Annotated in this window: 16 protein-coding genes and 1 tRNA gene; 11 read left to right on the plus strand and 6 right to left on the minus strand. The window is 74.1% G+C overall.

Translation table 11 applies throughout. The annotated features are described in order from the left end of the window. Nucleotides 1-6: 6 nt before the first annotated feature. Nucleotides 7-576, minus strand: coding sequence for a DoxX family protein (locus tag AMK26_RS33460; protein WP_073759680.1), 570 nt, complete (start codon nucleotides 574-576; stop codon nucleotides 7-9). Nucleotides 577-674: 98 nt separating this feature from the next. Beyond that, nucleotides 675-1,193 (minus strand): hypothetical protein, encoded by a 519-nt coding sequence (locus tag AMK26_RS33465; protein WP_073759682.1) that lies wholly within the window; start codon nucleotides 1,191-1,193, stop codon nucleotides 675-677. 127 nt (nucleotides 1,194-1,320) lie between these two features. Between AMK26_RS33465 and AMK26_RS33470 the strand changes: the two genes are divergently transcribed. After that, nucleotides 1,321-1,980 (plus strand): class I SAM-dependent DNA methyltransferase, encoded by a 660-nt coding sequence (locus AMK26_RS33470; RefSeq protein WP_073759684.1) that lies wholly within the window; start codon nucleotides 1,321-1,323, stop codon nucleotides 1,978-1,980. Nucleotides 1,981-2,107: 127 nt separating this feature from the next. Continuing rightward, the gene (locus AMK26_RS33475; RefSeq protein WP_073759686.1) at nucleotides 2,108-2,872 is read left to right on the plus strand and encodes a peptidoglycan recognition protein family protein; all 765 of its coding nucleotides are present in this window, start codon (nucleotides 2,108-2,110) and stop codon (nucleotides 2,870-2,872) included. Between the two features lie 48 nt (nucleotides 2,873-2,920). On the opposite strand, the gene AMK26_RS33480 is transcribed toward AMK26_RS33475, so the two are convergent. Then, nucleotides 2,921-3,592 carry a CAP domain-containing protein gene (locus AMK26_RS33480; RefSeq protein WP_241838203.1) on the minus strand — a complete coding sequence of 224 codons (672 nt, stop codon included), beginning with the start codon at nucleotides 3,590-3,592 and terminating at the stop codon, nucleotides 2,921-2,923. Nucleotides 3,593-3,807: 215 nt separating this feature from the next. Between AMK26_RS33480 and AMK26_RS35965 the strand changes: the two genes are divergently transcribed. The 8 genes from AMK26_RS35965 to AMK26_RS33520 all read left to right on the plus strand — a co-directional run bounded on the left by AMK26_RS35965 (nucleotide 3,808) and on the right by AMK26_RS33520 (nucleotide 16,510). Continuing rightward, complete coding sequence (locus tag AMK26_RS35965; protein ID WP_158071171.1) at nucleotides 3,808-4,065, plus strand: acyl carrier protein; 258 nt, start codon at nucleotides 3,808-3,810, stop codon at nucleotides 4,063-4,065. Continuing rightward, nucleotides 4,062-5,705, plus strand: a complete 1,644-nt coding sequence (locus AMK26_RS33490; protein ID WP_073759690.1) for an amino acid adenylation domain-containing protein — start codon at nucleotides 4,062-4,064, stop codon at nucleotides 5,703-5,705. Before AMK26_RS35965 ends, AMK26_RS33490 begins: the two co-directional genes overlap by 4 nt. Beyond that, on the plus strand, nucleotides 5,702-10,204 hold the full coding sequence (locus AMK26_RS33495) for a non-ribosomal peptide synthetase (RefSeq protein ID WP_073759692.1): 4,503 nt from the start codon (nucleotides 5,702-5,704) through the stop codon (nucleotides 10,202-10,204). The genes AMK26_RS33490 and AMK26_RS33495 overlap by 4 nt, the downstream gene beginning before the upstream one ends. 37 nt (nucleotides 10,205-10,241) lie before the next feature. Beyond that, nucleotides 10,242-12,461 (plus strand): NADP-dependent isocitrate dehydrogenase, encoded by a 2,220-nt coding sequence (locus tag AMK26_RS33500; RefSeq protein ID WP_073759694.1) that lies wholly within the window; start codon nucleotides 10,242-10,244, stop codon nucleotides 12,459-12,461. A 256-nt stretch (nucleotides 12,462-12,717) separates the two neighbouring features. After that, nucleotides 12,718-13,326, plus strand: a complete 609-nt coding sequence (locus AMK26_RS33505) for a DUF6230 family protein (RefSeq protein WP_073759696.1) — start codon at nucleotides 12,718-12,720, stop codon at nucleotides 13,324-13,326. Further along, nucleotides 13,317-14,363 carry a DUF6114 domain-containing protein gene (locus AMK26_RS33510; RefSeq protein ID WP_241838204.1) on the plus strand — a complete coding sequence of 349 codons (1,047 nt, stop codon included), beginning with the start codon at nucleotides 13,317-13,319 and terminating at the stop codon, nucleotides 14,361-14,363. The genes AMK26_RS33505 and AMK26_RS33510 overlap by 10 nt, the downstream gene beginning before the upstream one ends. A 231-nt stretch (nucleotides 14,364-14,594) precedes the next feature. Then, nucleotides 14,595-15,836: a globin domain-containing protein gene (locus tag AMK26_RS33515; protein WP_079277952.1), complete on the plus strand. Its 1,242-nt coding sequence runs from the start codon at nucleotides 14,595-14,597 to the stop codon at nucleotides 15,834-15,836. Nucleotides 15,837-15,871: 35 nt separating this feature from the next. Continuing rightward, complete coding sequence (locus AMK26_RS33520; protein ID WP_079277953.1) at nucleotides 15,872-16,510, plus strand: pyridoxamine 5'-phosphate oxidase family protein; 639 nt, start codon at nucleotides 15,872-15,874, stop codon at nucleotides 16,508-16,510. A gap of 293 nt (nucleotides 16,511-16,803) precedes the next feature. On the opposite strand, the gene AMK26_RS33525 is transcribed toward AMK26_RS33520, so the two are convergent. Both AMK26_RS33525 and AMK26_RS33530 read right to left on the minus strand, forming a co-directional pair. Then, a tRNA-Pro gene (locus AMK26_RS33525) sits at nucleotides 16,804-16,877 on the minus strand. Nucleotides 16,878-16,928: 51 nt separating this feature from the next. After that, complete coding sequence (locus tag AMK26_RS33530; protein WP_073759698.1) at nucleotides 16,929-19,598, minus strand: ATP-binding protein; 2,670 nt, start codon at nucleotides 19,596-19,598, stop codon at nucleotides 16,929-16,931. A gap of 124 nt (nucleotides 19,599-19,722) precedes the next feature. On the opposite strand from AMK26_RS33530, the gene AMK26_RS33535 reads away from it, so the two are divergent. Beyond that, nucleotides 19,723-20,223, plus strand: coding sequence for a DUF309 domain-containing protein (locus AMK26_RS33535; protein WP_073759700.1), 501 nt, complete (start codon nucleotides 19,723-19,725; stop codon nucleotides 20,221-20,223). On the opposite strand, the gene AMK26_RS33540 is transcribed toward AMK26_RS33535, so the two are convergent. Then, a complete protein-coding gene (locus tag AMK26_RS33540; RefSeq protein WP_073759702.1) occupies nucleotides 20,201-21,454 on the minus strand; it encodes a cytochrome P450 in 1,254 nt (417 codons plus the stop codon). The two genes, AMK26_RS33535 and AMK26_RS33540, sit on opposite strands and share 23 nt — an antisense overlap. Between the last annotated feature and the right edge of the window lie 78 nt (nucleotides 21,455-21,532).

Below are 21,532 nucleotides of genomic sequence, written 5' to 3' on the forward strand. Positions count from 1 at the left end.
GCCGGTTCAGGCGTCCCCGCCGTCCCCGTCACCGCCGTCGCCGCCGTCCCCGCCGTCGTCGCCGGCTCCGGCCAGTTGGTCCTTGGCCCGCTTGCCGACCACGGCCGCCGCGGCCAGGGCGCTGCCGACGAACGCCGCCGCCAGCGTCCACGGCTGGTCGAAACGGTGACCCGTGGCGTGGTCGAGGGAGTACCGGCCGGCGCCGGTGACCCCGATGGCCGCTGCCGTGAAGCCGAGGTAGGCGGGGTACTCGTATCCGCCGGACTGGTTGAAGAACCCGGCCGGGGCGTGCACCGCGACCGCACCGGCCATCGCGCCCGCCGCTGCCGCCCCGGCGGCGGGGGTGGCGAGCCCGAGCATCAGCAGCGTCCCGCCGCCCGCCTCACCGAGACCGGCGGCGACGGCGCTCTGCCGTCCGGGCCGGAAGCCCATCGCCTCCATCGCCTTGGACGTGCCGTCGAGGCCTCCGCCGCCGAACCAGCCGAACAGCTTCTGCGCCCCGTGCGCCGCGAGCACCGCTCCGGTACCGACGCGGAGGACGAACAGGCCGAGGTCGCGTCGGTTGATGGCGCTCATGGGGTCTCCCGGGCGTGAGGGCATCAGGCATCAGGTACGTACGGTTCCACTGTGGGCCCGGGACGTCCCGCGCGAACCGTGTTGCTGCGCCGTACGGGTCACCGGCCCGGTCGGCGCTGCTCGGCGGGCGGCAGCGCCTCGACCTCCAGGAAGCGGCGTTTGCGCGGGCCCCGGTACAACAGGGCCTCCCAGCCCAGCCGGACCAGGACGCGGGCGCACTCGCCGAGGGCGCTCTCCTCCTCCTGGGCGGCACCGCCACCCGGTGGGCCCAGCCATTCCACCCGTACCGTCCCCGGCGCCTCCCCCGGCCCCACGCGGTACCCCGTCGCCACGCGCCGCCCTTCCGCGTCGACGGCCGAGGGCGCGAGCCCGGCGGCCTCCAGAGCCAGGGCGACCGCCCGGACCGGGCGGTTGCGCTCCCATACGGCGGGCACCGCCGCCGGGTCGCCGCCCGCCGTATTGGTCAGGCGCCGGATCTGCAGCAGCCCCTCGAACGCCACCCGCACCTCGGCGGCCCTGCGCCCCGCCGCCCCGCCCGACGCCCCGCCCGTCGCCCCGGCCGTCTCCGACGGGGCGGGGCCGTCCCCGGTCGCGGCCTCGAACCCCTCATCCGTCACAGCAGCCTCCCCAGGACTGACCTCGCGGCCTGTTCCGCGCGTCCCACTTCCTGAACGGTAGAAGGCGCCACTGACAATCACCCGGCACCGGCGGCCCGTTCGCCACCGACCGCTACGGTCGTGAGCCATGACCGAAGCACCCTGGGTACGGGACACCCGACAGTCCTACGACGCCATCGCCGCCGATTACGAGGAATACGTCCGCGGGGACCTCGACGCCAAGCCGCTCGACCGCGCGATGCTCGCCGCCTTCGCCGAAACCGTGCGGAGCACCGGGGGCGGGCGGGTCGCCGACATCGGCTGCGGCACCGGCCGGATCGCGGCGCGTCTGCACTCCCAGGGACTGGACGTCTTCGGCGTCGACCTGTCGCCCGGGATGCTGGAACCGGCCAGGCGGGCGTATCCGCACCTGCGGTTCGACGAGGGGTCGATGACCGATCTGGACCTGAAGGACGGCGTACTCGGCGGCCTCGTCGCCTGGTACTCGCTCATCCACATCGAGCCCGAGCACGTGCCGGGGGTGCTGGCCGAGTTCCACCGGGTGCTGGCCCCGGGCGGGCACCTGCTGCTCGCCTTCCAGGTCGGCGACGAGCCGCTGCGCATGACGGAGGCGTTCGGCCGCACCATCGCGCTGGACTTCCACCGCTGGTCGCCGGACCGTCTCGCCGACCTGCTGGTCGGGGCCGGGTTCGCCGTGGAGGCGCGGCTGGTGCGGGAGGCGTACGCGACGGAGAGGACCCCGCAGGCGTACGTGCTGGCCCGCAAGCCGGCCGAGCGGCAGGCGTAGCCCCACTCGGAGCAATCCGGCGGGCGCGGGTGGCGGCGGCCCGGTGACGATGGCCGTGGCGACGCCGGTCACCGGCGGGGTGCGGCACCACCGCGGCCGCGAAGAGCCGAGGAGCGGAGGGTGCAGCATGCAGCTCATGCGGAGGCGCCGGTACCGTACCGCCGCCGCGCTGGCGGTGCTCGTACTCCTCGCGGCCACGTCGCTGTGCGTGAACCGGCCCGGGGCGCCGCTGGGCAGCGCCTCCTCGTCGCCGGGGCGGGAACAGGCGCAGCGCGCCCGCCACCAGGCGCCGAGGCCCGCCATCGTGCCGCGCCGGGCGTGGCACGCCGAGAGCGTGGACACCGCGCCCGGCGCCCGCTACGCGCCTGCCGTGAAGGCCGCCGTCATCCACCACACCAGCACCCCGAACGGCTACGACTGCGCGACCGTGCCGCGCATGCTCCGCGATCTGTACGCGGGGCACGCCTACGGCCGGCAGTGGGACGACATCGGCTACAACTTCCTCGTCGACGCGTGCGGCACCATCTACGAGGGCCGGGCGGGCGGGGTCGACCGGCCCGTGATCGGGGCGCACACCAAGGGGTTCAACGAGGGGACGGTCGGCATCGCCGCGATCGGCACGTTCACGCCCGGCGCGACCGTGCCGGAGCCGATGCTCGACGCGATCGCGCGGCTGGTCGCCTGGAAGCTCGGCCCCCGGGCTCCCGATCCGCGCGGCAGCGTCGCCCTGGTGTCCACGCACGACGAGTCGCGCTACCCGAAGGGGACGAAGGCGGTGCTGCCGGTGGTCGGCGGCCACACCGACGGCTACCCCACCCGCTGTCCGGGCGACGCCCTGTACGCCAGGCTGCCCGACATCGGCGCGAGGGCCGCGCGGATCCAGCACCGGTGACGGCGCCGCTGACGGCGCCGGTGTCCGCCGGTTCCCGCCCCGTTCCGGTCATCCCGCGACGCCGAAGTTCTGGACCCACCAGGGCCCGTTGGAGCGGAGGTTCACGCCCACCCCGATGTCCCTGAACGCGCAGTTGACGATGTTCTCGCGGTGCCCCGAGCTGGCCAGCCAGTCGCGCACGGCGCGGGCGGGGTCCTTCGGCCCGCGGTGGATGTTCTCGCCCCAGGTGCGCCAGTCGTAGCCGGCCGCCTCCATCCGGTCGCCCGCGTCTCGCCCCTCGGGGTTCTTGTGCGCGTAGTAGTCGCGGGCGGCCATGTCGTCGGCGTGGCCCTGTGCGGCTCTCCGGAGGCGGCTGTTGACGCGCAGGGGCGGGCAACCCGCCCGCGCGCGCTCGGCGTTGGTCAGGGAGACGACCCGCTGGGCGTACCCGGAGGCCGCGCCGAGAGCCTCGGCGCCTCCCGCGCGGGGCGTGCTGGCGCCCCGGCCGGGGATGGGGATGGGGGTGGGGGTGGGTGTGGGGGTGCCCTGCGCGTCCGCCCGGACGGCATCGGAGCCGCCGCCCGTGTCCCGGGCCATGAGCGTCCCGGTGACCACCGCTGCGGCCGCCACCGTACCGGCGATCACGGTTCCGACGCCCTGGTGGATCCGGCTGCGCCGGGCCGCACGGGCGGGGTGCTGCCGGGCCTCACGTTCATGGTGGTGATGGGGGTGCTGCTGCACAGGGACTCCGCTCCGGCACGGTTCCAGTGAAGAGAAGGCTTCCGTATGAGCCGCGGCCGGAAACCGCCCCTCCACGGAAACGGCCACATCGGGCCATGGGGCAGGATGTGCGAAGGTCCGCCGGACGTGTTCGACAACACCCGTCCGGCAGTGGCGGATTCAAGCCGAGAGAGCAGAAGAGACCAGAAGGGACATCCAGGGTGTCAGCCCCGCACGTGAGCACTGAGAGCGCCTCGCCCGCCGAACATGTCGTGGACGTCGTGCTGTCCGTCGTGGCAGAGGTGACGGGCGCCGGGCCCCACCGGCTGACGGACAGCTTCTACGACTTCGGTGGCACCTCCCTGGACGCGATACGCATATGCCTGCGCGTCGGCCGCGAACTGGGCGTGGACATCCCGCCCGAGACCCTGCTCGACAGCGAGGACCTCGCCGCGTTCGCCTCGGCCGTGGCCCCCGCCGGGGGCGCCCGATGACCCGCGCCGCCGTGGCACCCGACGCCGCCCCGGCTCCCCGCACCGCTCCGGAGCACCGCGCCTCCGGTGGCCCCGCGACGGACGCCGGCGGGCCCTCCCTGATCCACGAGGCCGTCCGGCGGCACGCCGAGCACAGCCCCGACGCGATCGCCCTGGTCGACGGCGCGCGGCGCGTCGGCTACGCCGAACTGGACGCGGCGGCCGACGCGTGGGCCGCCGAACTCCTGGACCGGGGGGCCGGACCGGGCACGTTCGTGCCGGTCGTGCTGGAGCGTTCGGCGACGCTGGTGGCGGCGCTCCTCGGCGTACTGAAGACGGGGGCGGCGTACGCGGCCCTGGATCCCGGCTGGCCCGTCGAGCGGCTGCGCGCGGTGGCAGGCATGCTCACGCCCCGCGTGACCGTGGCGCCGGACCCGTGGGACGGCTGGGAGGGCGCGCTGTGCTCCCCCTCGGCGCGCGGTCTCCTCCCCCGGGAAGCGGCCCACCGAGGACCCGGACACGGGGCGCGGCCGCCGGTGGACGGCTCCTGCCCCGCCACGGTCTTCTTCACCTCCGGCACCACCGGCCGTCCCAAGGCGGTCGTGTCCGGGCACCGTGCCACGCTCAGCCTGTTCGACGGCTCCTTCGAACCGTTCGGCCCCGGCGGCGTGAGGGCTCCGGTGATGCCGCAAGCGGCACCCGTGTCCTGGGACGGTTTCACCCTGGAGGTCTGGGGGCCGCTGATCAACGGCGGGACCAGTGTGCTGCTCGACGGCGGCTACCTGCTCCCCGGTACGCTGCGCGCCCTCGTCGAGCGCGAAGCGGTGGACACGGTCTGGCTCACCGCGTCGCTGTTCCACCTCTTCGTCGACGAGGACCCCGGCTGCTTCGAGGGGCTGCGCCATGTGCTGACGGGCGGTGAACGGCTCTCCGTCCCCCGGGTGCGCGCCTTCCTCGACCGCCACCCGGCCATCGAACTGACCAACGGTTACGGACCCGTCGAGACCTGTGTCTTCACCACGGCCCGCCGCGTACGCCGCTCCGACTGCGACGTCCCGTCCGGGATCCCGGTCGGCGACCCGGTACCGGGCCGCGGGGTGCACATCCTGACGGAGGACGGGCGGCCGGCGGCGCCGGGCACCACGGGTGAGATCTGCGTCTCGGGTGACGGCATCGCGCTGGGCTATCTGGGCGACGCGGAGCTGACCGCCCGCGTGTTCCCGACCGTCACCGTCGACGGCGTACCCACCCGGGTGTACCGGACCGGGGACCTGGGGTTCCAGGACGGTGACGGCGTCGTGCACTTCACCGGCCGCGCCGACCGGCAGGTGAAGGTACGCGGCCACCGGGTCGAGCCGGAGGAGGTGGAAGCCGTCGTACGGACCGTGCCCGGCGTGGCCGACTGCGCGGTCGTCCCCGTCCCCGGCGCGAACGGAGGCTACGAGCGCCTCGCGCTGTTCTACACGGACGCGCCCGCCCACGACTCGCTGCGGCCCCAGGCGGTGCGCCGGGAACTGGCCGCCAGGCTGCCCCGCCATCTCGTACCCGAGCTGGTGCGCAGGCGGGCGGCCCTGCCACTGACCGCCAACGGGAAACTGGACCGGCCGGCGCTGCTGCGCGCGCTCCGGCCGGGCAACGGCGCGGGGGAGGCCGGCGCGTGACCACGTTCGGCACCCATGACGCGGTCACTCACCCGATGTCGTTCGAGCAAGAGTCGATCTGGCTCAACGACCAGTTCCAGGCGGGAGCCGGACGTTACGTCGAGTCATGGATCCACCGCCTGCGCGGCGACATCGACGTCCCGGCCGTCCGGGCGGCGCTGACGGGCGTCGTCGCACGGCACGAGCCCCTGCGCACGGCCCTGGTCCTGGAGGGCGGCCGGACCGTGCAGCGGGTGTCCCCGCCGGCCCCGGTTCCGCTCGCCGTCCGCCGGGTCGCCCCCGGCGCGCCGGACGCGCTGGCCGAGGCGGTCCGGGCAGCCGTCTGCGGGCCGCTGCCCGCCGACCGGCCGCCGCTGCTGCGGGCGACGCTGCTGCGCACCGGTGAGCGGGACGCCGTCCTGGCGGTCGCGCTGCACCACGCGGCCATCGACGGGTGGTCGTTCCGCCTCCTCGACCAGGAGTTGAGCGAGCTGTACCGGGCCGCCGTCGAGCGCCGCGCACCCGGACTGCCGGAGCTGCCCACGACGTACGGCGCCTACGCCCGCGCCCAACGAGGAGCCGCGCGGGACGCGCGGGACGTGCGCGACGTGCGGGACGTGCAGGACGCGCAGGACGCGCAGGACGTGCGGGACGCGCAGGACGTGGCCATGGAGTACTGGCGCCGGACGCTGGACGGCGCTCCCGCCGAGTCCACGGTCCCGCTGGACCGGCCCCGCCCTGCCGTACCGGACCACCGGGGCGGGCTCGTCGAGTTCGCCGTGGGCCCCGACCTGGCCGATGCCGTACGCGCGGCCTGCCGCCGGCTCCGTACGACGCCCTTCGTACTGTTCACCGCCGCCCTGACCGCCCTTGTGGCGCGGCTCGGCGGCCAGGACGACATCGTGCTGGGCACCCCGGTCACCCGGCGGGACCGGCTGGAACTGGAACCGCTGATCGCCTGCCTCAGCGATGTCATGCCGCTGCGTCAGCGCGTCCGGACGGGACAGACGTTCCGGGAGCTCGTCAAGGAGAGCGCCGCATGCGTACGCGGGGCCATGGCGCACCGTCATGTTCCGCACAGCCGGCTGGTCGCGGAGCTGGCGGGCGAGCGGGTGCCGGGCCGGTTCCCGCTGTTCCAGGTGGTGTTCACGGTCGACGACGCCGGCGCTCCCGGGCTGCAACTGCCAGGCGTGTCCGCCGAGCGCCTCTACGGCCACAACGGCACCGCGAAGTTCGACCTGTTCCTGGAGCTCGTCCCCCATGAGGGCGGTTACCGGGCCCTGATGGAGTACGCGACCGGGGTCCTCGACCCGTCGAGCGCGCACCGCCTGGCCGAGCGCTTCCTGGCCCTGCTGGCCGACGCCGCCCGGAACCCGGACGCGGCCCTGGACGACCTGGTCCTCATGCCCGAGGCGGAACGGCGGCTGGTGACCGACACGCTGCCGCGTGGCCCCGAGCCGGCGGGACCGCTGCCCCTGCCGCACGCCCATGAGCTGGTGGCCCGGACCGCGCGGCGGACTCCGGACGCCCCGGCGGTCGTGCACGGCGAGCGGACCCTGACGTACGCAGAGCTGTCGGCCGCCGCCGACGCCCTGGCCGGGTGGCTGGTCTCCGAAGGGCTGGCCCGGAAGCGGATAGGTATCCGCATCGGCCGGTCGATCGACGCCCTCGTCGCCGTCCTGGGCGTGCTCAGGGCGGGCGCCGCGTGTGTCCCCCTGGACCCCTCCCTCCCGGCCGAACGCGCCTTCTTCATGATCCGTGACAGCCGCATGGCGGCCGTGCTGGCCACCCGCGCGGCAGCGGCGCCCCCGGCCGGCACCGGCGTACGCGTCCTCTTCCTGGACGACGCTCCCCGGTGCGAGCCCCTCGGGCCCCTGCCCAGGACGTCCCCCGAGGACCCGGCGTACGTCGTGTACACCTCCGGCTCTACCGGGCGCCCCAAGGGCGTGGCCCTGCCCCACCGCTCCCTGGCGGCGCTCCTGGACTGGCAGTGCCGTGCCTCGGCCGCCGGCGCCGGATCGCGCACGCTCCAGTTCGCGCCGCCCGGCTTCGACGTGGCGTTCCAGGAGGCGTTCGCCACCTGGGCGAGCGGCGGGGCGCTCGTCCTGGCGGACGACGGCACGCGCGGCGACCCGCACCGCCTGCTCGACCTCATCGAGCGGCACGCGGTCGACCGCCTCTTCGTCCCCTACGTGGCCCTGCAGCAGCTCGCCGAGTACGCCGTCGCCGCCGGCCGCTCCGCCGCGAGCCTCCGCGAGGTGATCACGGCCGGGGAGCAGCTGTACGCGACCCCGGCGATCCGGAGGTTCTTCACCGCCGCCTGCCCCGGGGCCCGCCTGGAGAACCAGTACGGCCCCTCCGAGACCCATGTGGTCACGGCGCACCCCCTCACCGGTGCGCCCTCGGCGTGGCCGGACCGCCCCTCGATAGGCCGGCCGGTGCCCGGGAGCAGGGTGTACGTCCTGGACGGCCGGCTCCGGCCGTGCCCGGTGGGCACGGTCGGTGAGATCTGTGTCGCCGGTGACGCCGTCGCCCTCGGCTACCTCTCCGAGGAGGCCGCGCGGGCCCGCCGGTTCGTGCCCGACCCCTTCGCGCCGGGCCGGTCCGGCGGCCTGCTCTATCGCACGGGGGATCGGGGACGGTTCCTGGCGGACGGCACGATCGAGTTCCTCGGGCGCGACGACGACCAGGTCAAGATCCGTGGCTACCGGGTGGAGCCGGGCGAGGTCGAGGCCGCGCTGAAGGCGGTGCCAGGCGTGAGCGACGCCGTGGTGCTGGTGGACGGTGCGGGCGCGGACGACAAGCGGCTCGTGGCGTACTACACCGCGACCGGTACGGAGGGTCCCGAGCCGGAACGGGTGCGGGGGGCGCTCCTGGAGCGGCTTCCCCGCCACCTCGTCCCGGCGTCGCTGGTCCGCGTCCCGGGCCTCCCGCTCACCGCGAGCGGCAAGACGGACCGGGCGGCGGTGCACCGGCTGTTCGCGCCCACAGCGCCAACCGCAGCGCTTCCCGCAGCGCCCGCCCCCGCCCCTGCCACCGCCACCGCCGGTGTCGTCCCTGCCGCCGCCACCCGGCCGTCACACGCCCTGGCGGCCATCTGGGCCGACGTACTGCGCACCCAGGACCTCGACCCGGACCGGTCCTTCTTCTCGCTCGGCGGCGACTCCCTGCTGGCGGTACGGCTGTCCGTCCGTATCCGTACCGAGCTGGGGCTGGACATCCGCCCCGCCGACATCGTCGCGGCCCCGACCCTCGGGGCGCTCACCGCGCTCGCCACCACCCGCGGCGGCGGGCGGGCGGCCCCGGCCATCGGCCCCGAGACTCTCGCGCCGGACATCACACCGGCGCGGGAGGTGGTGCACGTCGCCGGCGACCCGCGCCACGTCCTGCTGACGGGCGCCACCGGGTTCCTCGGCGCGTTCCTGTCGCGTGACCTGCTGGAGCGGACCGGGGCCGTCGTCCACTGTCTGGTCCGGGCCCCGGAGGCGGCGGCCGCCGAGAAGCGGCTGCGCGCCACGCTGGAGCGCTACGGGCTGTGGGACGACTCCCGCGCGCACCGGATCCGGGCGGTCCCCGGCGACCTGGCGCTGCCCCGGCTGGGGCTCGGGCAGGACCGGTTCGACGAGCTGGCCCGCACCGTCGACGTGGTGTTCCACGCGGGCGCGGAGGTGAACCTCGCGTACGGCTACGAACGGCTGAAGGCGGCCAACGTGGACGGGACCGCCGAGGTCCTGCGCCTGGCCGCCGCCCACCGCACGGTGCCCGTCCACCACGTCTCCACCGTGGGCGTCTTCCCGGCGGCCGGTCCGCCGAGGGGCCGCGTCCTGCCCGGCCATCCGCTGGGGGACGTGACCCTGCTGCGCAACGGGTACGCCGAGTCGAAGTGGGTGGCCGAGACGCTCGTCGCCCAGGCCCGGGAGCGCGGCCTGCCCGTGACGGTGTACCGCCCCACGCGGATCGCCGGTTCCAGCGAGACCGGCGTGTGCCAGGCGGCCGACTTCCTCTGGCTGCTCGTGAAGGGCTGCGTTCAGGCGGGCCTCGCCCCTGGCGACTACGTCTCGGACTTCGACCTGGTGCCGGTGGACCACGTCAGCGGGGCGATCACCGCCCTGGCCGGCGACCCGTCGGCCGCCGGGGCGACGTTCCACGTCTCCAGCGAGCGGCTCCGCCTCTTCACGGGCATCGTGGACCGCCTGCGGTCCCTGGGCTACCGGCTGGACGACGTGCCGCTGGCGGACTGGCACCGCCACCTGGAGCGGCACCCGGGGAACGCGGCGTACCCGCTCCTGGGTCTGCTCCCGCCGACGGGAAACCAGGCGTCACCGTCGGACTCCCCCCTGTTCGACTCCTCCGCCACCCGCCGCGCGCTGGAGGGCTCCGGAGTGGTGCCGCCCGAGGTCGACGACGCACTGTTCGCCCGCTATGTCCGCTTCTTTGTGCGCGACGGGTTCCTGCCGGCGCCGCCCTCCGGAAAGGATCCCGACCCCTGTCGAGAAGACGTCGATCACGAGATATCTTGATGTCGAGCAATGTTGCAGACGTGGAGCGGAGCACCCGGTGACTGACTCGACCATCATCTATACACACACTGACGAGGCCCCGGCCCTGGCCACGCACTCGTTCCTGCCCGTGGTCCAGGCGTACGCGTCGACGGCCGGGGTCCGCGTGGAGACCCGGGACATCTCGCTGGCGGGCCGGATCATCGCCGGCTTCCCCGAGTACCTCCAGGAGGGGCAGCGCATCGACGACGCGCTCGCCGAGCTCGGCGAGCTGGCCAAGACGCCCGAGGCCAACATCATCAAGCTGCCGAACATCTCGGCCTCGATCCCGCAGCTGAAGGCCGCGGTCGCCGAGCTGCAGGAGCAGGGCTACGCGCTGCCGGACTACCCGGACGACCCGAAGACGGACGAGGAGCGGGACATCCGCGCCCGTTACGACAAGGTCAAGGGCAGCGCCGTCAACCCGGTCCTGCGCGAGGGCAACTCCGACCGCCGCGCCCCCGCGTCGGTCAAGAACTACGCCAAGACCCACCCGCACCGCATGGGCGCCTGGTCGGCCGACTCCAAGACCAACGTCGCCACCATGGGCCAGAACGACTTCCGCTCCACCGAGAAGTCCGTGACGGTCGCCGAGCCCGGCTCGCTCCGTATCGAGCTCGCGGGCGACGACGGCACCACCACCGTCCTGCGCGAGTCCGTCCCCGTCCTGGCGGGCGAGGTCGTCGACGCCTCCGTCATGCGGGTCGCCGCCCTGCGCGAGTTCCTGACCGCCCAGGTCGCCAAGGCCAAGGCGGAGGGCGTGCTGTTCTCCGTACACCTCAAGGCCACGATGATGAAGGTCTCCGACCCGATCGTCTTCGGTCACGTCGTGCGCGCCTTCTTCCCGAAGACGTTCGCGAAGTACGGCGAGACCCTCGCCTCGGCCGGCCTGACGCCGAACGACGGTCTCGGCGGCATCTACAAGGGCCTGGAGGGCCTGCCGGAGGGTGCCGAGATCAAGGCCTCCTTCGACGCCGAGCTCGCCGAGGGGCCGGAGCTCGCCATGGTGGACTCCGACAAGGGCATCACCAACCTGCACGTCCCCTCCGACGTCATCGTCGACGCCTCCATGCCGGCCATGATCCGCACCTCCGGTCACATGTGGGGCCCGGACGGCCAGGAGGCCGACACGCTGGCCGTGCTGCCGGACAGCAGCTACTCCGGCGTCTACCAGGTCGTCATCGACGACTGCCGGGCCAACGGCGCGTACGACCCGGCGACCATGGGCTCGGTGCCCAACGTCGGTCTGATGGCGCAGAAGGCCGAGGAGTACGGCAGCCACGACAAGACCTTCGAGATTCCCACCACGGGCACGGTCCGTCTCGTCGACGAGGCCGGCAACGTCGTCCTGGAGCAGGCCGTTTCGGCGGGTGACATCTTCCGCGCCTGCCAGACCAAGGACGCGCCGATCAAGGACTGGGTGAAGCTGGCCGTCACCCGCGCCCGCGCGACCGGCGACCCGGCGGTGTTCTGGCTGGACGAGACCCGCGCCCACGACGCCGTGCTCATCGAGAAGGTCAAGCAGTACCTCCCGGAGCACGACACCGAGGGCCTGGACATCCGCATCATGTCCCCGGTCGAGGCGACGAAGCTGTCCGTCGAGCGGATCCGCCGCGGCGAGAACACGATCTCCGTCACCGGCAACGTGCTGCGTGACTACCTGACCGACCTGTTCCCGATCCTGGAGCTGGGCACGAGCGCGAAGATGCTCTCGGTCGTCCCGCTGATGAACGGCGGCGGCCTGTTCGAGACCGGTGCCGGTGGCTCCGCGCCCAAGCACGTCCAGCAGCTGGTCAAGGAGAACTACCTGCGCTGGGACAGCCTGGGCGAGTTCCTCGCCCTCGCGGTCAGCTTCGAGCACCTCGCCCAGACCACGGGCAACGCCCGCGCCCAGGTCCTGGCGGACACCCTGGACCGCGCGACGGCGACGTTCCTCAACGAGGACAAGTCGCCGAGCCGTCGCCTCGGCGGCATCGACAACCGGGGCAGCCACTTCTACCTCGCCATGTACTGGGCGCAGGAGCTGGCGAAGCAGACCGACGACGCCGAGCTGGCGAAGGCCTTCGCCCCGCTCGCCCAGACGCTCAACGACAATGAGCAGAAGATCGTCGACGAGCTGATCGCGGTCCAGGGCAAGCCGGCCGACATCGGCGGCTACTACCACCCCGACCCGGCCAAGGCCTCGGCGGTCATGCGTCCCTCGGCCACGTTCAACCAGGCCCTCGCCACGCTGGCCTGACGCCACGTCAGTACGCCCAGCACGGCAGCACAACCGCACCACATCACCCGCCCCGGCCGGTACCCACCGGCCGGGGCGGTCGCGTACGCGCTCCGCGCCCGCCCCGCGCCCACCCGCGCCCGCCCCGCGGCCGCTCCGACGGCGGCCCGAGCCGCCGCCGCCCACCCTATTGACGCTGCGTCTTATAACGCCCTAGCCTCCCTGACAATCCGTCAGCAGCACTTCCGTACGCACCACACGACGTTCGGGAGGATCAGTGAGCACACCTACGCACCCCCGCGCCCGCACGAACTGGAAGAGGTCGGCGGCTCTCGCCGTACCCGGTTTCGCCGCCCTGGCGGGCATGGCCCTCCTGATGGCGGAGGGCGCGCTCGCCGCCTCCTTCGCGGTCTCCGGCACCAGCTTCCAGGTGTCGTCCAGCAAGCTCAGCAGCGAGGGCCTCGCCTCGTACGTACACACCGATCGCAGCGTCGACGGGACGGCGCACCCGGTGGCCCTGCTCGGCCTGGGCAAGGCGACGCTGACCGACATCTGCCAGTCCGCGCGTGTCCGGACGCCCGTCGGGACCGTCGTTTTCAAGCTCACGGCGGGCGGCGACGCGGGGGCCGTGACCGCGGAGCACCTGGTGATCGACGGCGAGGACCTGGTGGGTGACGCCCGCTTCGGTACGGCCCAGATCGGCCGCGACGCATCCACCCTCGACGAGGTGTCCGGCGTCAAGGGGCCGGCCGGGGCGTTCGGTCTCCAGGCGGGCGACATCGAGGTGAACGGGGTCCGCTCGCACGCCTGGTCCGCCACGGGCGGCAACTTCCACCTCAAGGGGCTCAAGCTGGACGTCAGCCTGGACGGCGCACAGTGTTTCTGAGCGCGCTGCGCCGCCGCCGGGAGGGGCTGCGGCGGCTCGCCGCCCGGCTCGACGACGGGCTGCCCCTGCCCGGCGCCCGCCACCGCTTCCGCGACTGGCGCCGGACCCGCCCGTTCGGTGCCGGGCTGCTGCTGGTGCTGGCCGGCACCGAACTGCTCCTCGTACCCCTGTCCCCGGTGGCCGTCCTGGTGAGTCTGGGGCTGGGCGGCATCGCCGCGATCGCCATCGGCCTCGCGCTGATGTCGGCCGGCGTCTTCCTGTGGACGCTCCCCCACACCCGGCACTACGTGAGCGTCAACGCCCTGATCCTGTCGGTGCTGTCCTTCGCGGCGACCAATCTGGGCGGGTTCCTGGTGGGGAGCGTCCTGGGAATCCTGGGCAGCGCCCTGGGCTTCGGCTGGACCCCGGCCACCACCCAGGGCGCCCAGCCCTCCGAGGACGGTACGAGCACGGGCACGGGCACGGGCCCCGGCACGGGCCCCGGCACCGGCGGCCCGGGCGACACCCGGCCGGCCGCACCCGGCGGGCGGGGCGCACCACGCGTACTGGCCGCCGCCCTTCCGCTGGTCCTGCTCGCCACGGCGGTCACCACGGGCAGCGGACGGGCCGCCGCCGCGTCGGCCGGCCCGCCCCCGAGCGGCCGCACGCCGCCGACCATCACCGCCGAGGAGTTCCGGCCGGAGGGCTTCATCGTGGCCGGCGTACGCGACATCCCGACGCTGGACGGCACGGTCAGGGTGATGGTGCTGCGCATGCGGCAGGCGTCCCTGCGGGAGTACCGGATGACCACCGGTGACGGCGGCCCTCGCCTCTCGCTCGGCGCGCACCGCCTCGACCTGAGTGGTGACGTCACCCTCTACCTGACCCGCTTCCGCGGCTGTGTGCAGGGGCTGGTGTGCCTGACCTTCACTCCGGACCGGCTGCCCGTGCCGCCGTTGGTGCCGCCTTTCGTGTTCCTCACGGACGTGACGGCGGAGCAGGTACTGGTCACCTCGGACGTGATCACGGCGCGGCGACTGTCCCTGCGTACCCCTTAGTTACTTCTGAGTCACCTGCATGGTCATGTAGCGTCCGGAGCCGCTTGCTCCGATTCAACGCTCCGGCCCACCATGAGGACTCATGATCGCCCCCTTCGATGCCCCGGTCACCGTTCTTCTCCGTAGCGCGCCCGGAGGGCCATGCCCCATGAGCGACGGCGCCCCGGGGCACACGCGCCGGCCCACCGGAGGCAGACCCTCCCGAATAGCGGATGAGGGAGCGCTGGTCCGTTGAGATTCCGGATCAACCGCTCGCGCAGCACACCCGCGCACCCGTCTCCGGCGGACCGGGCGTCCACCGCGGCCGTTCGCACCGCTGAGCCGGAGGTCGTCGAGGCGCCTCTGTCGGCCCACGAGACGGACCTCATACGCGCCTCTGTCACGGTGGTCGAGCCGCTCGCCACAGAGATGACGGTCTACTTCTACGCGATCCTCTTCGCCCGCCACCCCGAGGTCCGTCCGATGTTCCCGCCGGGTCTCGACGCCCAGCGCGGCCGCCTGCTGCGGGCGCTGCTGCGTATCGTGGACCTGGTCGACGACCCCGAGAGCCTGGTTCGCTTCTGTGGACATCTCGGCCGCGACCACCGCAAGTTCGGCACCCTCGCCGCGCACTTCCCGGCCGTGGGCGAGTGCCTTCTGGACTCGCTGGCCCGCTACGCCGGCCCCGCGTGGAGCGCGGACACCGCTGCCGCCTGGGCGAAGGCGTACGGCGCGGTCGCCGCCGTCATGATCAAGGCCGCCGAGGAGGACGAGGCGGTACGGCCCGCCGTGTGGCCCGCCACGGTGGTGCACCGCGTCCCGCGTGCACACGGCATCGCCGAGATCACCGTGCGTCCCCACATGCCCTACGAGTACGCCGCCGGACAGTACGTCAGTATCGAGACCCCCTGGTGGGCCAAACGCTGGCGCTCCTACTCCCCCGCCAACGCGCCTCGTGAGGACGGCACCCTCACCTTCCATGTGCGCGCGGTGGCCGGCGGCTCGGTCAGCAACGCGCTGGTGCACCGGGCCGCGGTGGGCGACGTGGTCCGACTGGGGCCCCCGATGGGGGACATGGTGCTGGACGCCGCCGTCTTCAGGGACCTGCTCTTCGTGGCCGGCGGCACCGGCCTCGCTCCGGTCCGCGCGCTCGTCGAGGAGGTCGCCCGCCGCGGCGGGCGCCACCAGGTGGACCTGTTCCTCGGTGCCCGCACCGGCGCCGAGCTGTACGGGGTCGACGACATGCTCCGGATGGCCCAGCGGTACCACTGGCTGACCATCAGGGGCGCGGTCTCCCACGAGCACATTCCCGGAATCCGGGGATCCCTTCCGGAGGTTCTGGCCGAGTACGGACCGTGGTACCAGCACGACGTCTATCTCAGCGGCCCGGCCCCGATGGTCCTCTCCGCCAGTGAGACGCTCACCCGCAACGGCACCTCGCCCGACCGCATCCATCACGACCCGTTCGAGACCCCCGTCCTGTCCCTCCCCTGAGCCACGCGCTTGCCCTTCCTGCCAGGAGAACGCCCGTGACCTTGCACCCGCCGCCCTTCGGATCCGCAGGTGAACACCGGCTGCAGCAGCAGCTGGGCACCACCGAGCGCGCCGCCCGGTTCTACGACCAGCAGGTGCGCCCCTGCCTCACACCCGAGATGCGGGAGTTCATCGGCCGCCAGGCCATGGTCTTCCTGGCGACCGCCGACTCCCACGGCGAATGCGACGCCAGCTTCCGCGCCGGGCCGCCCGGATTCGTCCAGGTGCTGGACGACCGCACGCTCGCCTATCCCGAGTTCCGCGGGAACGGTGTACTGGCCAGCGCCGGCAACATGGCGGAGAACCCCCACCTCGGCATGCTGTTCGTGGACTTCACCCACCACCACGTGGGCCTTCACGTCAACGGTGTGGCACGGCTCTACGGCGACGCCGCCCTGCGCTCCCTCCACCCCACCCTGCCCACCGACGTCGCGCCCGGGCGCGGTCCTGAGATGTGGGTCCGGCTGAGCGTCGAAGAGGCCTACATCCACTGCTCCAAGTACATACCCCACCTGGAACCGGCTCCCCGCCCCGCCGGCCATGACGCCGCACGCCCCAAGGACGCGAACTACTTCACCGGCCACGACAGGGAATCGTCCGTGGTCCGCTCCGCGCTGAACCCGGGAGCGGTATGAGGTAGCGGCCGGCGCCGGCCGCGGAACCGCTGCCGCCCCTGTGCCAGGGGCGGCAGTACGGCCGGCTCAGGGGTACGCGGCCCACGCGGCACGGCCCACGCGGCCGCCTGTAGCCGGCCTCTCCCCCGGAATCCTTGCCGGTCGTGTCCGTCACCGTCGTCGCTCGAGTGTCGTCCGGCGAACGGTTCGCCGGCCCCGACCCGATACCTGGCCCCCGACCGGTCCCCCAAGAACGATCAAGGGGCCGTTTCAGATTGCTCTGAAACGGCCCCTTGACCTGCGACTTCTACAAGTCGGGACGACAGGATTTGAACCTGCGACCCCTTGACCCCCAGTCAAGTGCGCTACCAAGCTGCGCCACGTCCCGATGCGCGTGTCCCGCGGTTTCGCCGTGGTGGGCGCGCAAGAGAAGATTACCTCACTCCGGGGCGGGGTTCGTGTCACGGGTCAGGAGGGCGTGGTCGGTGCGGGCGCGGGCGGCGAGGGTGTCGGCGCCGGAGGCGGTGGCGAGGGTGGCGGCGCGGGTGAGTTCGGCCGGGGAGCCGAGGGCGAGGGCGTACTGGTGGCGGGCCAGTGCGTGTTCGTACGCCGACGGGGACGCCTCCAGGTGGTGGACCGCCTGCGCCAGGAGCTGGACGGCTTCGTCGGGGCGGGCGAACAGGGCGGCGCAGCGGAGGGCTTCGCCGATGGCGGTGTCGGTGCCGAAGCGTTCGGCCTGGACGCGGGCGCGGGTGGCGAGCCGGGCGGCGCGGGAGGGGTCCTCGGTGGCCAGGGCGCGGGCGAGGTCGAAGGCCCAGGGCGCCCACAGGGCGTTGTGGCGGTCACGGGCCTCGAAGGCGCGGCCGGCGGCTTCCAGTTCGGTGACGGCTTCCTTCGTACGGCCTTCGGCGAGGAGCAGTCGGCCGTGGACGCAGGGGCCGTCCGGCATGATCATGGCACTGGGCCAGGGCGGTCCGAAGCGGTAGCGGGTGGCGACGCCACGTGCCTCGGTGACCTGGCCGCGGGCGAGCAGGGTGTCGATGAGCAGGCAGGCGGCGTCCCACTGGACGGGTAGTCCGGTGCCGACGCGGTCGGCGAGGCGGAGGCCCTCGCGGAGGTAGCTCTCGGCCAGGGCGAGGTCGCCGCGGCGGCGGTGGGCGAGGCCGACGAGGGTGTGTGCGAAGGCGAGGTGGGTGCCGCTCCAGCCGGAGATCTCGAAGGCGCGCACCGCCTCCTCGAACAGGACCAGGGCGCGGTCGGGCCGGTCCGTGAAGGCGTAGGTGACGCCGACCATGGCGGGCGTCTCGAAGCCCCAGTCGGTGTCGGTCCAGCTCAGGCCGCGTGCGGGACGGCCGTCGAGGAGGGCTCGGTCGCACAGGTCGAGGACGTGTTCGGCGTCCTCGCCGCGCAGCATGGCGTCGAAGGCCCGCAGGGACAGCAGGGCACGCTCGGCGTTGTCGGCGCCCGGGAGGTGGTCGGCGAGGTCGGCGAGGCGGCGGGAGCGGCCGGGGCCGTCGTCCTCGGTGGCCCGGAACCCCTCGTACATGAAGTGGGCCGCCTGGAGGCGCATGCGGGCGGTGCCGGACGTGGTGCGGGCGGCCTCGGTGGCGACGGAGTGGGCGGCCTCGCGGAGCTGGTCGTTGTGGGCGAGGGCCTGGGCGAGGCGGCAGGTGGCGTCGGTGCGGAGGTCTCCGTCGAGGCCGGGCAGGGCGAGGGCGGAGCGGAGGTGGCGCACGGTGGCGGGGGGTGAGGTGAGGAGGGCGGCGCAGCCGAGTTCGTAGAGGACCTGGGCGTACGCGTGGGGCGGCGGGGGTTCCTGGAGAGCGCGTTCCAGGCAGCGGCGGGCGGCCTCGGGGGCGCCGACGGCGAGGTGTTCGCGGGCGGCTTCGCGCAGTTGGGCGACGACTTCCTCGTCGTCGTCCGGGTGGATCTCCAGCAGGTGGCGGGAGGCGGCCGCGGCGCCGAGGCCCGCGCGGGCGACGGCCCAGGCGGCCCGGCCGTGCATGGCGGTGCGGGTGGCGGGCGGGATGGAGCGGTATATGGCGGTGGCGATGAGCGGGTGGGCGAACTCCAGCGGGTCGGAGCCGGTGACGATACGGGCCTCCCGGAGCCGTTCGGCGCAGCCGGCGGCCTCGGCGGGGGTCATCCCGGCGAGCGAGGCGGCGAGGCTCCGGGAGATGTCCGTACCGAGGACGGCGGCGGCCCAGGCGAGGCGGGTGGGTCCGGTGCCGAGCCGTTCCAGCCGGGCGACGAGTCCGCTGCCGCGCGCGGAGGCACCGAGGTCGCGCAGCCGCGCTACCGACCGCTCGACGGGGTCGAGCATCCGGTCCTGGACCTTGGCGAGCAGTTCGACCGTTTCGTACGGATTGCCGCCGGTCACCGCCCAGACCTCGCGGCAGAACGGGTCGTCCGCCCGGTCCCCGAGGGTCGCGCGGGCCAGTTCGGTGGTCGCGCCGGGGCTGAAGGGGTACAGGGTGACGCGCAGCCGGGCGGCGTCGCCGAGCCGGTCGAGCAGGGTGCCGGCGGGCCCGTCCGGCGGGTCGGGGCGATGGGCGAGGACCACGAGCAGAGGCAGGCTCGGCAGGCTCACGGCCAGGGAGGCGAGCCAGGTCAGCGACTCGGTGTCCACCCAGTGCGCGTCGTCGACCAGCAGGACCAGGGGCCGGGCGCGGTGCCGCTCGGCGAGCCGCGCGAGGACCCGGTCCAGGCCGTCCCGGACGCCCTGCGGGTCGGCGGGCGGCCCGCTGGGCGCGGCGATGCCGAGGGCGGGGGCGGCGACGTCGTACCAGTCGCCGAACAGGTGCCTGATCCGGTCGTCGCCGAGGTCGGCGAGGGCCGGCCGCAGTAACTGCCGTACGACGTGGAAGGGCACGGAGGTGACGGTTTCGCCGCCGCGTGCGCCGCGGACGGTGCACTGGCCCTCCGCGAGCCGGCGGACGGCGCCGAGCAGGGCCGTCTTGCCGATGCCGGCCTCGCCCCGGTAGATCAGCAGGCCGCCCGAGGCGGTGGTGCCGCACAGTGCCTCCACGGCGCGCGTGGCGGCGGCGAGCTCGGGCTCGCGTTCCAACAGCGGTACGGCAAGCCGGTGTTCCGGCCGGGACGGCAGCATCGCCTTCCCTCCCCCACGAGTACCCGACGAGTCCCCACACATCGTGGCAAGGTGAGCGTAGCCCCGTGCCCCGGGTGGCGGACATGGTTGGGACGGTACCCGCCGGACGGGTGACAATTGGGGCGTGAACAGGACGCGGAGGGACCGGGACGAGGAGGGGCGGGCGCGCAGCGCGCGCCCCAGGGACGGGCTGGGGCGCCCCCTGCCGTACGGCGAGGCGGGGGTGGAGCGGCAGCCCGAGGGGGTGGTGCGCCCACCGGCCGAGACGGTGCGGGAGGCGCAGCGGCTGCTGGATTCGGGGATGCCCTTCCACGCCCATGAGGTCTTCGAGGACGCCTGGAAGTCGTGTCCCAAGGAGCGGGAGGGCGAGCGGGAGCTGTGGCGGGGGCTGGCGCAGCTCGCGGTGGGCCTGACGCACGCCGCGCGCGGCAACACGGCGGGCGGGGCGCGGCTGCTGCTGCGGGGCGCCGACCGGATCGGGGCGTATCCGGACCGTCCGCACGGGCTCGACGTGGCCGGCCTGGTGGCGTGGGCGCGGGAGCTGGCGGGGCGGCTGGACGGGTCGGCGGACGGGGTGGATCCGGCGGCGGAGGCGCCGAGGCTCACGGCCGGCGGTCCCAGGTGAGGTGGAGTGCCTCGGGTGAACGGTGGATCAGGGTGGGCCGCATCACGACGTCCTGGCCCTCGGCGAGGCGCAGGCCGGGCAGGCGGCGGGCGAACAGCTCGACGGTGAGGCGCAGTTGGGCGCGGGCGAGGTGGGAGCCGGGGCAGCCGTGGGCGCCGTGGCCGAAGGCGACGTGCCGGATGTGCGGGCGGGTGAGGGACCGGGTGATGTCGAAGGTGTCGGCGCGCTCGTAGCGGGTCTCGTCGCGGTTTGCGGAGCCGTACGCGACGAAGAGCGTGGCACCGGCGGGCAGGTGGGTGCCGGCGAGGGTGACGGGGCGGGTGGTGGTGCGCCGGAAGCCCTGGACGGGGGTGTCGTGGCGGGCGGCTTCCTCGACGGCGGCGGGTATCAGTTCCGGCTTGGTGCGGAGGAGGTCCCACTGGTCGGGGCGGCTGAGGAGGTGGAGGAGAGCGGTGCCGATGAGGGCGGTGGTGGTGAGGTGGCCGGCGATGAGGAAGTTCTGGAGGGTGGAGACCAGTTCGTGGCGCTGGTCGAGGGTCAGCTCGCCGGTGCCGGGGGCGAGCGCGGTGACGAGCGCGGAGCACAGGTCGTCGCGGGGGCGGGCGCGCCGGTCACGTACGTAGCTGTCCAGGAGGTGCTGGAGGGCGACGACGTCCTCGGCGGCGGCGACCTGCTCGCTCTCGGTCAGTGGCCGGAACAGGAGCTGTTCGGCGCGGTGGCCGCCGTGCACGGCGGCCGGGACGTCGGCGGGGTCGAGGCCGAGGAGGCGGCCGACGACCGCGCCGGGGAGCTTTCGCGCGTACGCCGTCATCAGCTCGGTCCGGCCGTCGGCGGCGAAGCCGTCGACCAGCTCGTCGGCGACCTCGGCGGCGTACGGGAGGAGCGCGGCGACGCGGGCGGTGGACAGGCCGCTGTTGAGGGGGGCGCGGTGGCGCCGGTGGGCGGCGCCGTCGGTGGTGACGACGGTGGGACGGTTGCCCAGGCCCCGGGCGAGGACGGCGAGCGCGGCGGGTCCGGGCGTGACGTCGGGGCGCAGCGACTGGGCGGAGGAGAAGTCCTCGGGGCGCAGCAGCACCTCCCGGACGTCCGCGTCACGGGCCACGAGCCAGGCGTCCAGCTCCGGTACGTGGGTGAGGCCTTCGGCGCGCCGGGCACGTGAGTAGAGCGGGTACGGGTCGCGCTGGAGGGCGTCGAGCCCGGCGGGCGGGGCGGTGGGGCCGGAGTGGTCCATGCGGCGCCTCCTGGCGGAAGGGTGCGGGCACGGTGGGGCGGGTCCGGTCATGGTGCCCGAGGGGCGGGGCGCCGGGAA

It is taken from the genome of Streptomyces sp. CB03234 (assembly GCF_001905885.1).
GTDB lineage: Bacteria > Actinomycetota > Actinomycetes > Streptomycetales > Streptomycetaceae > Streptomyces.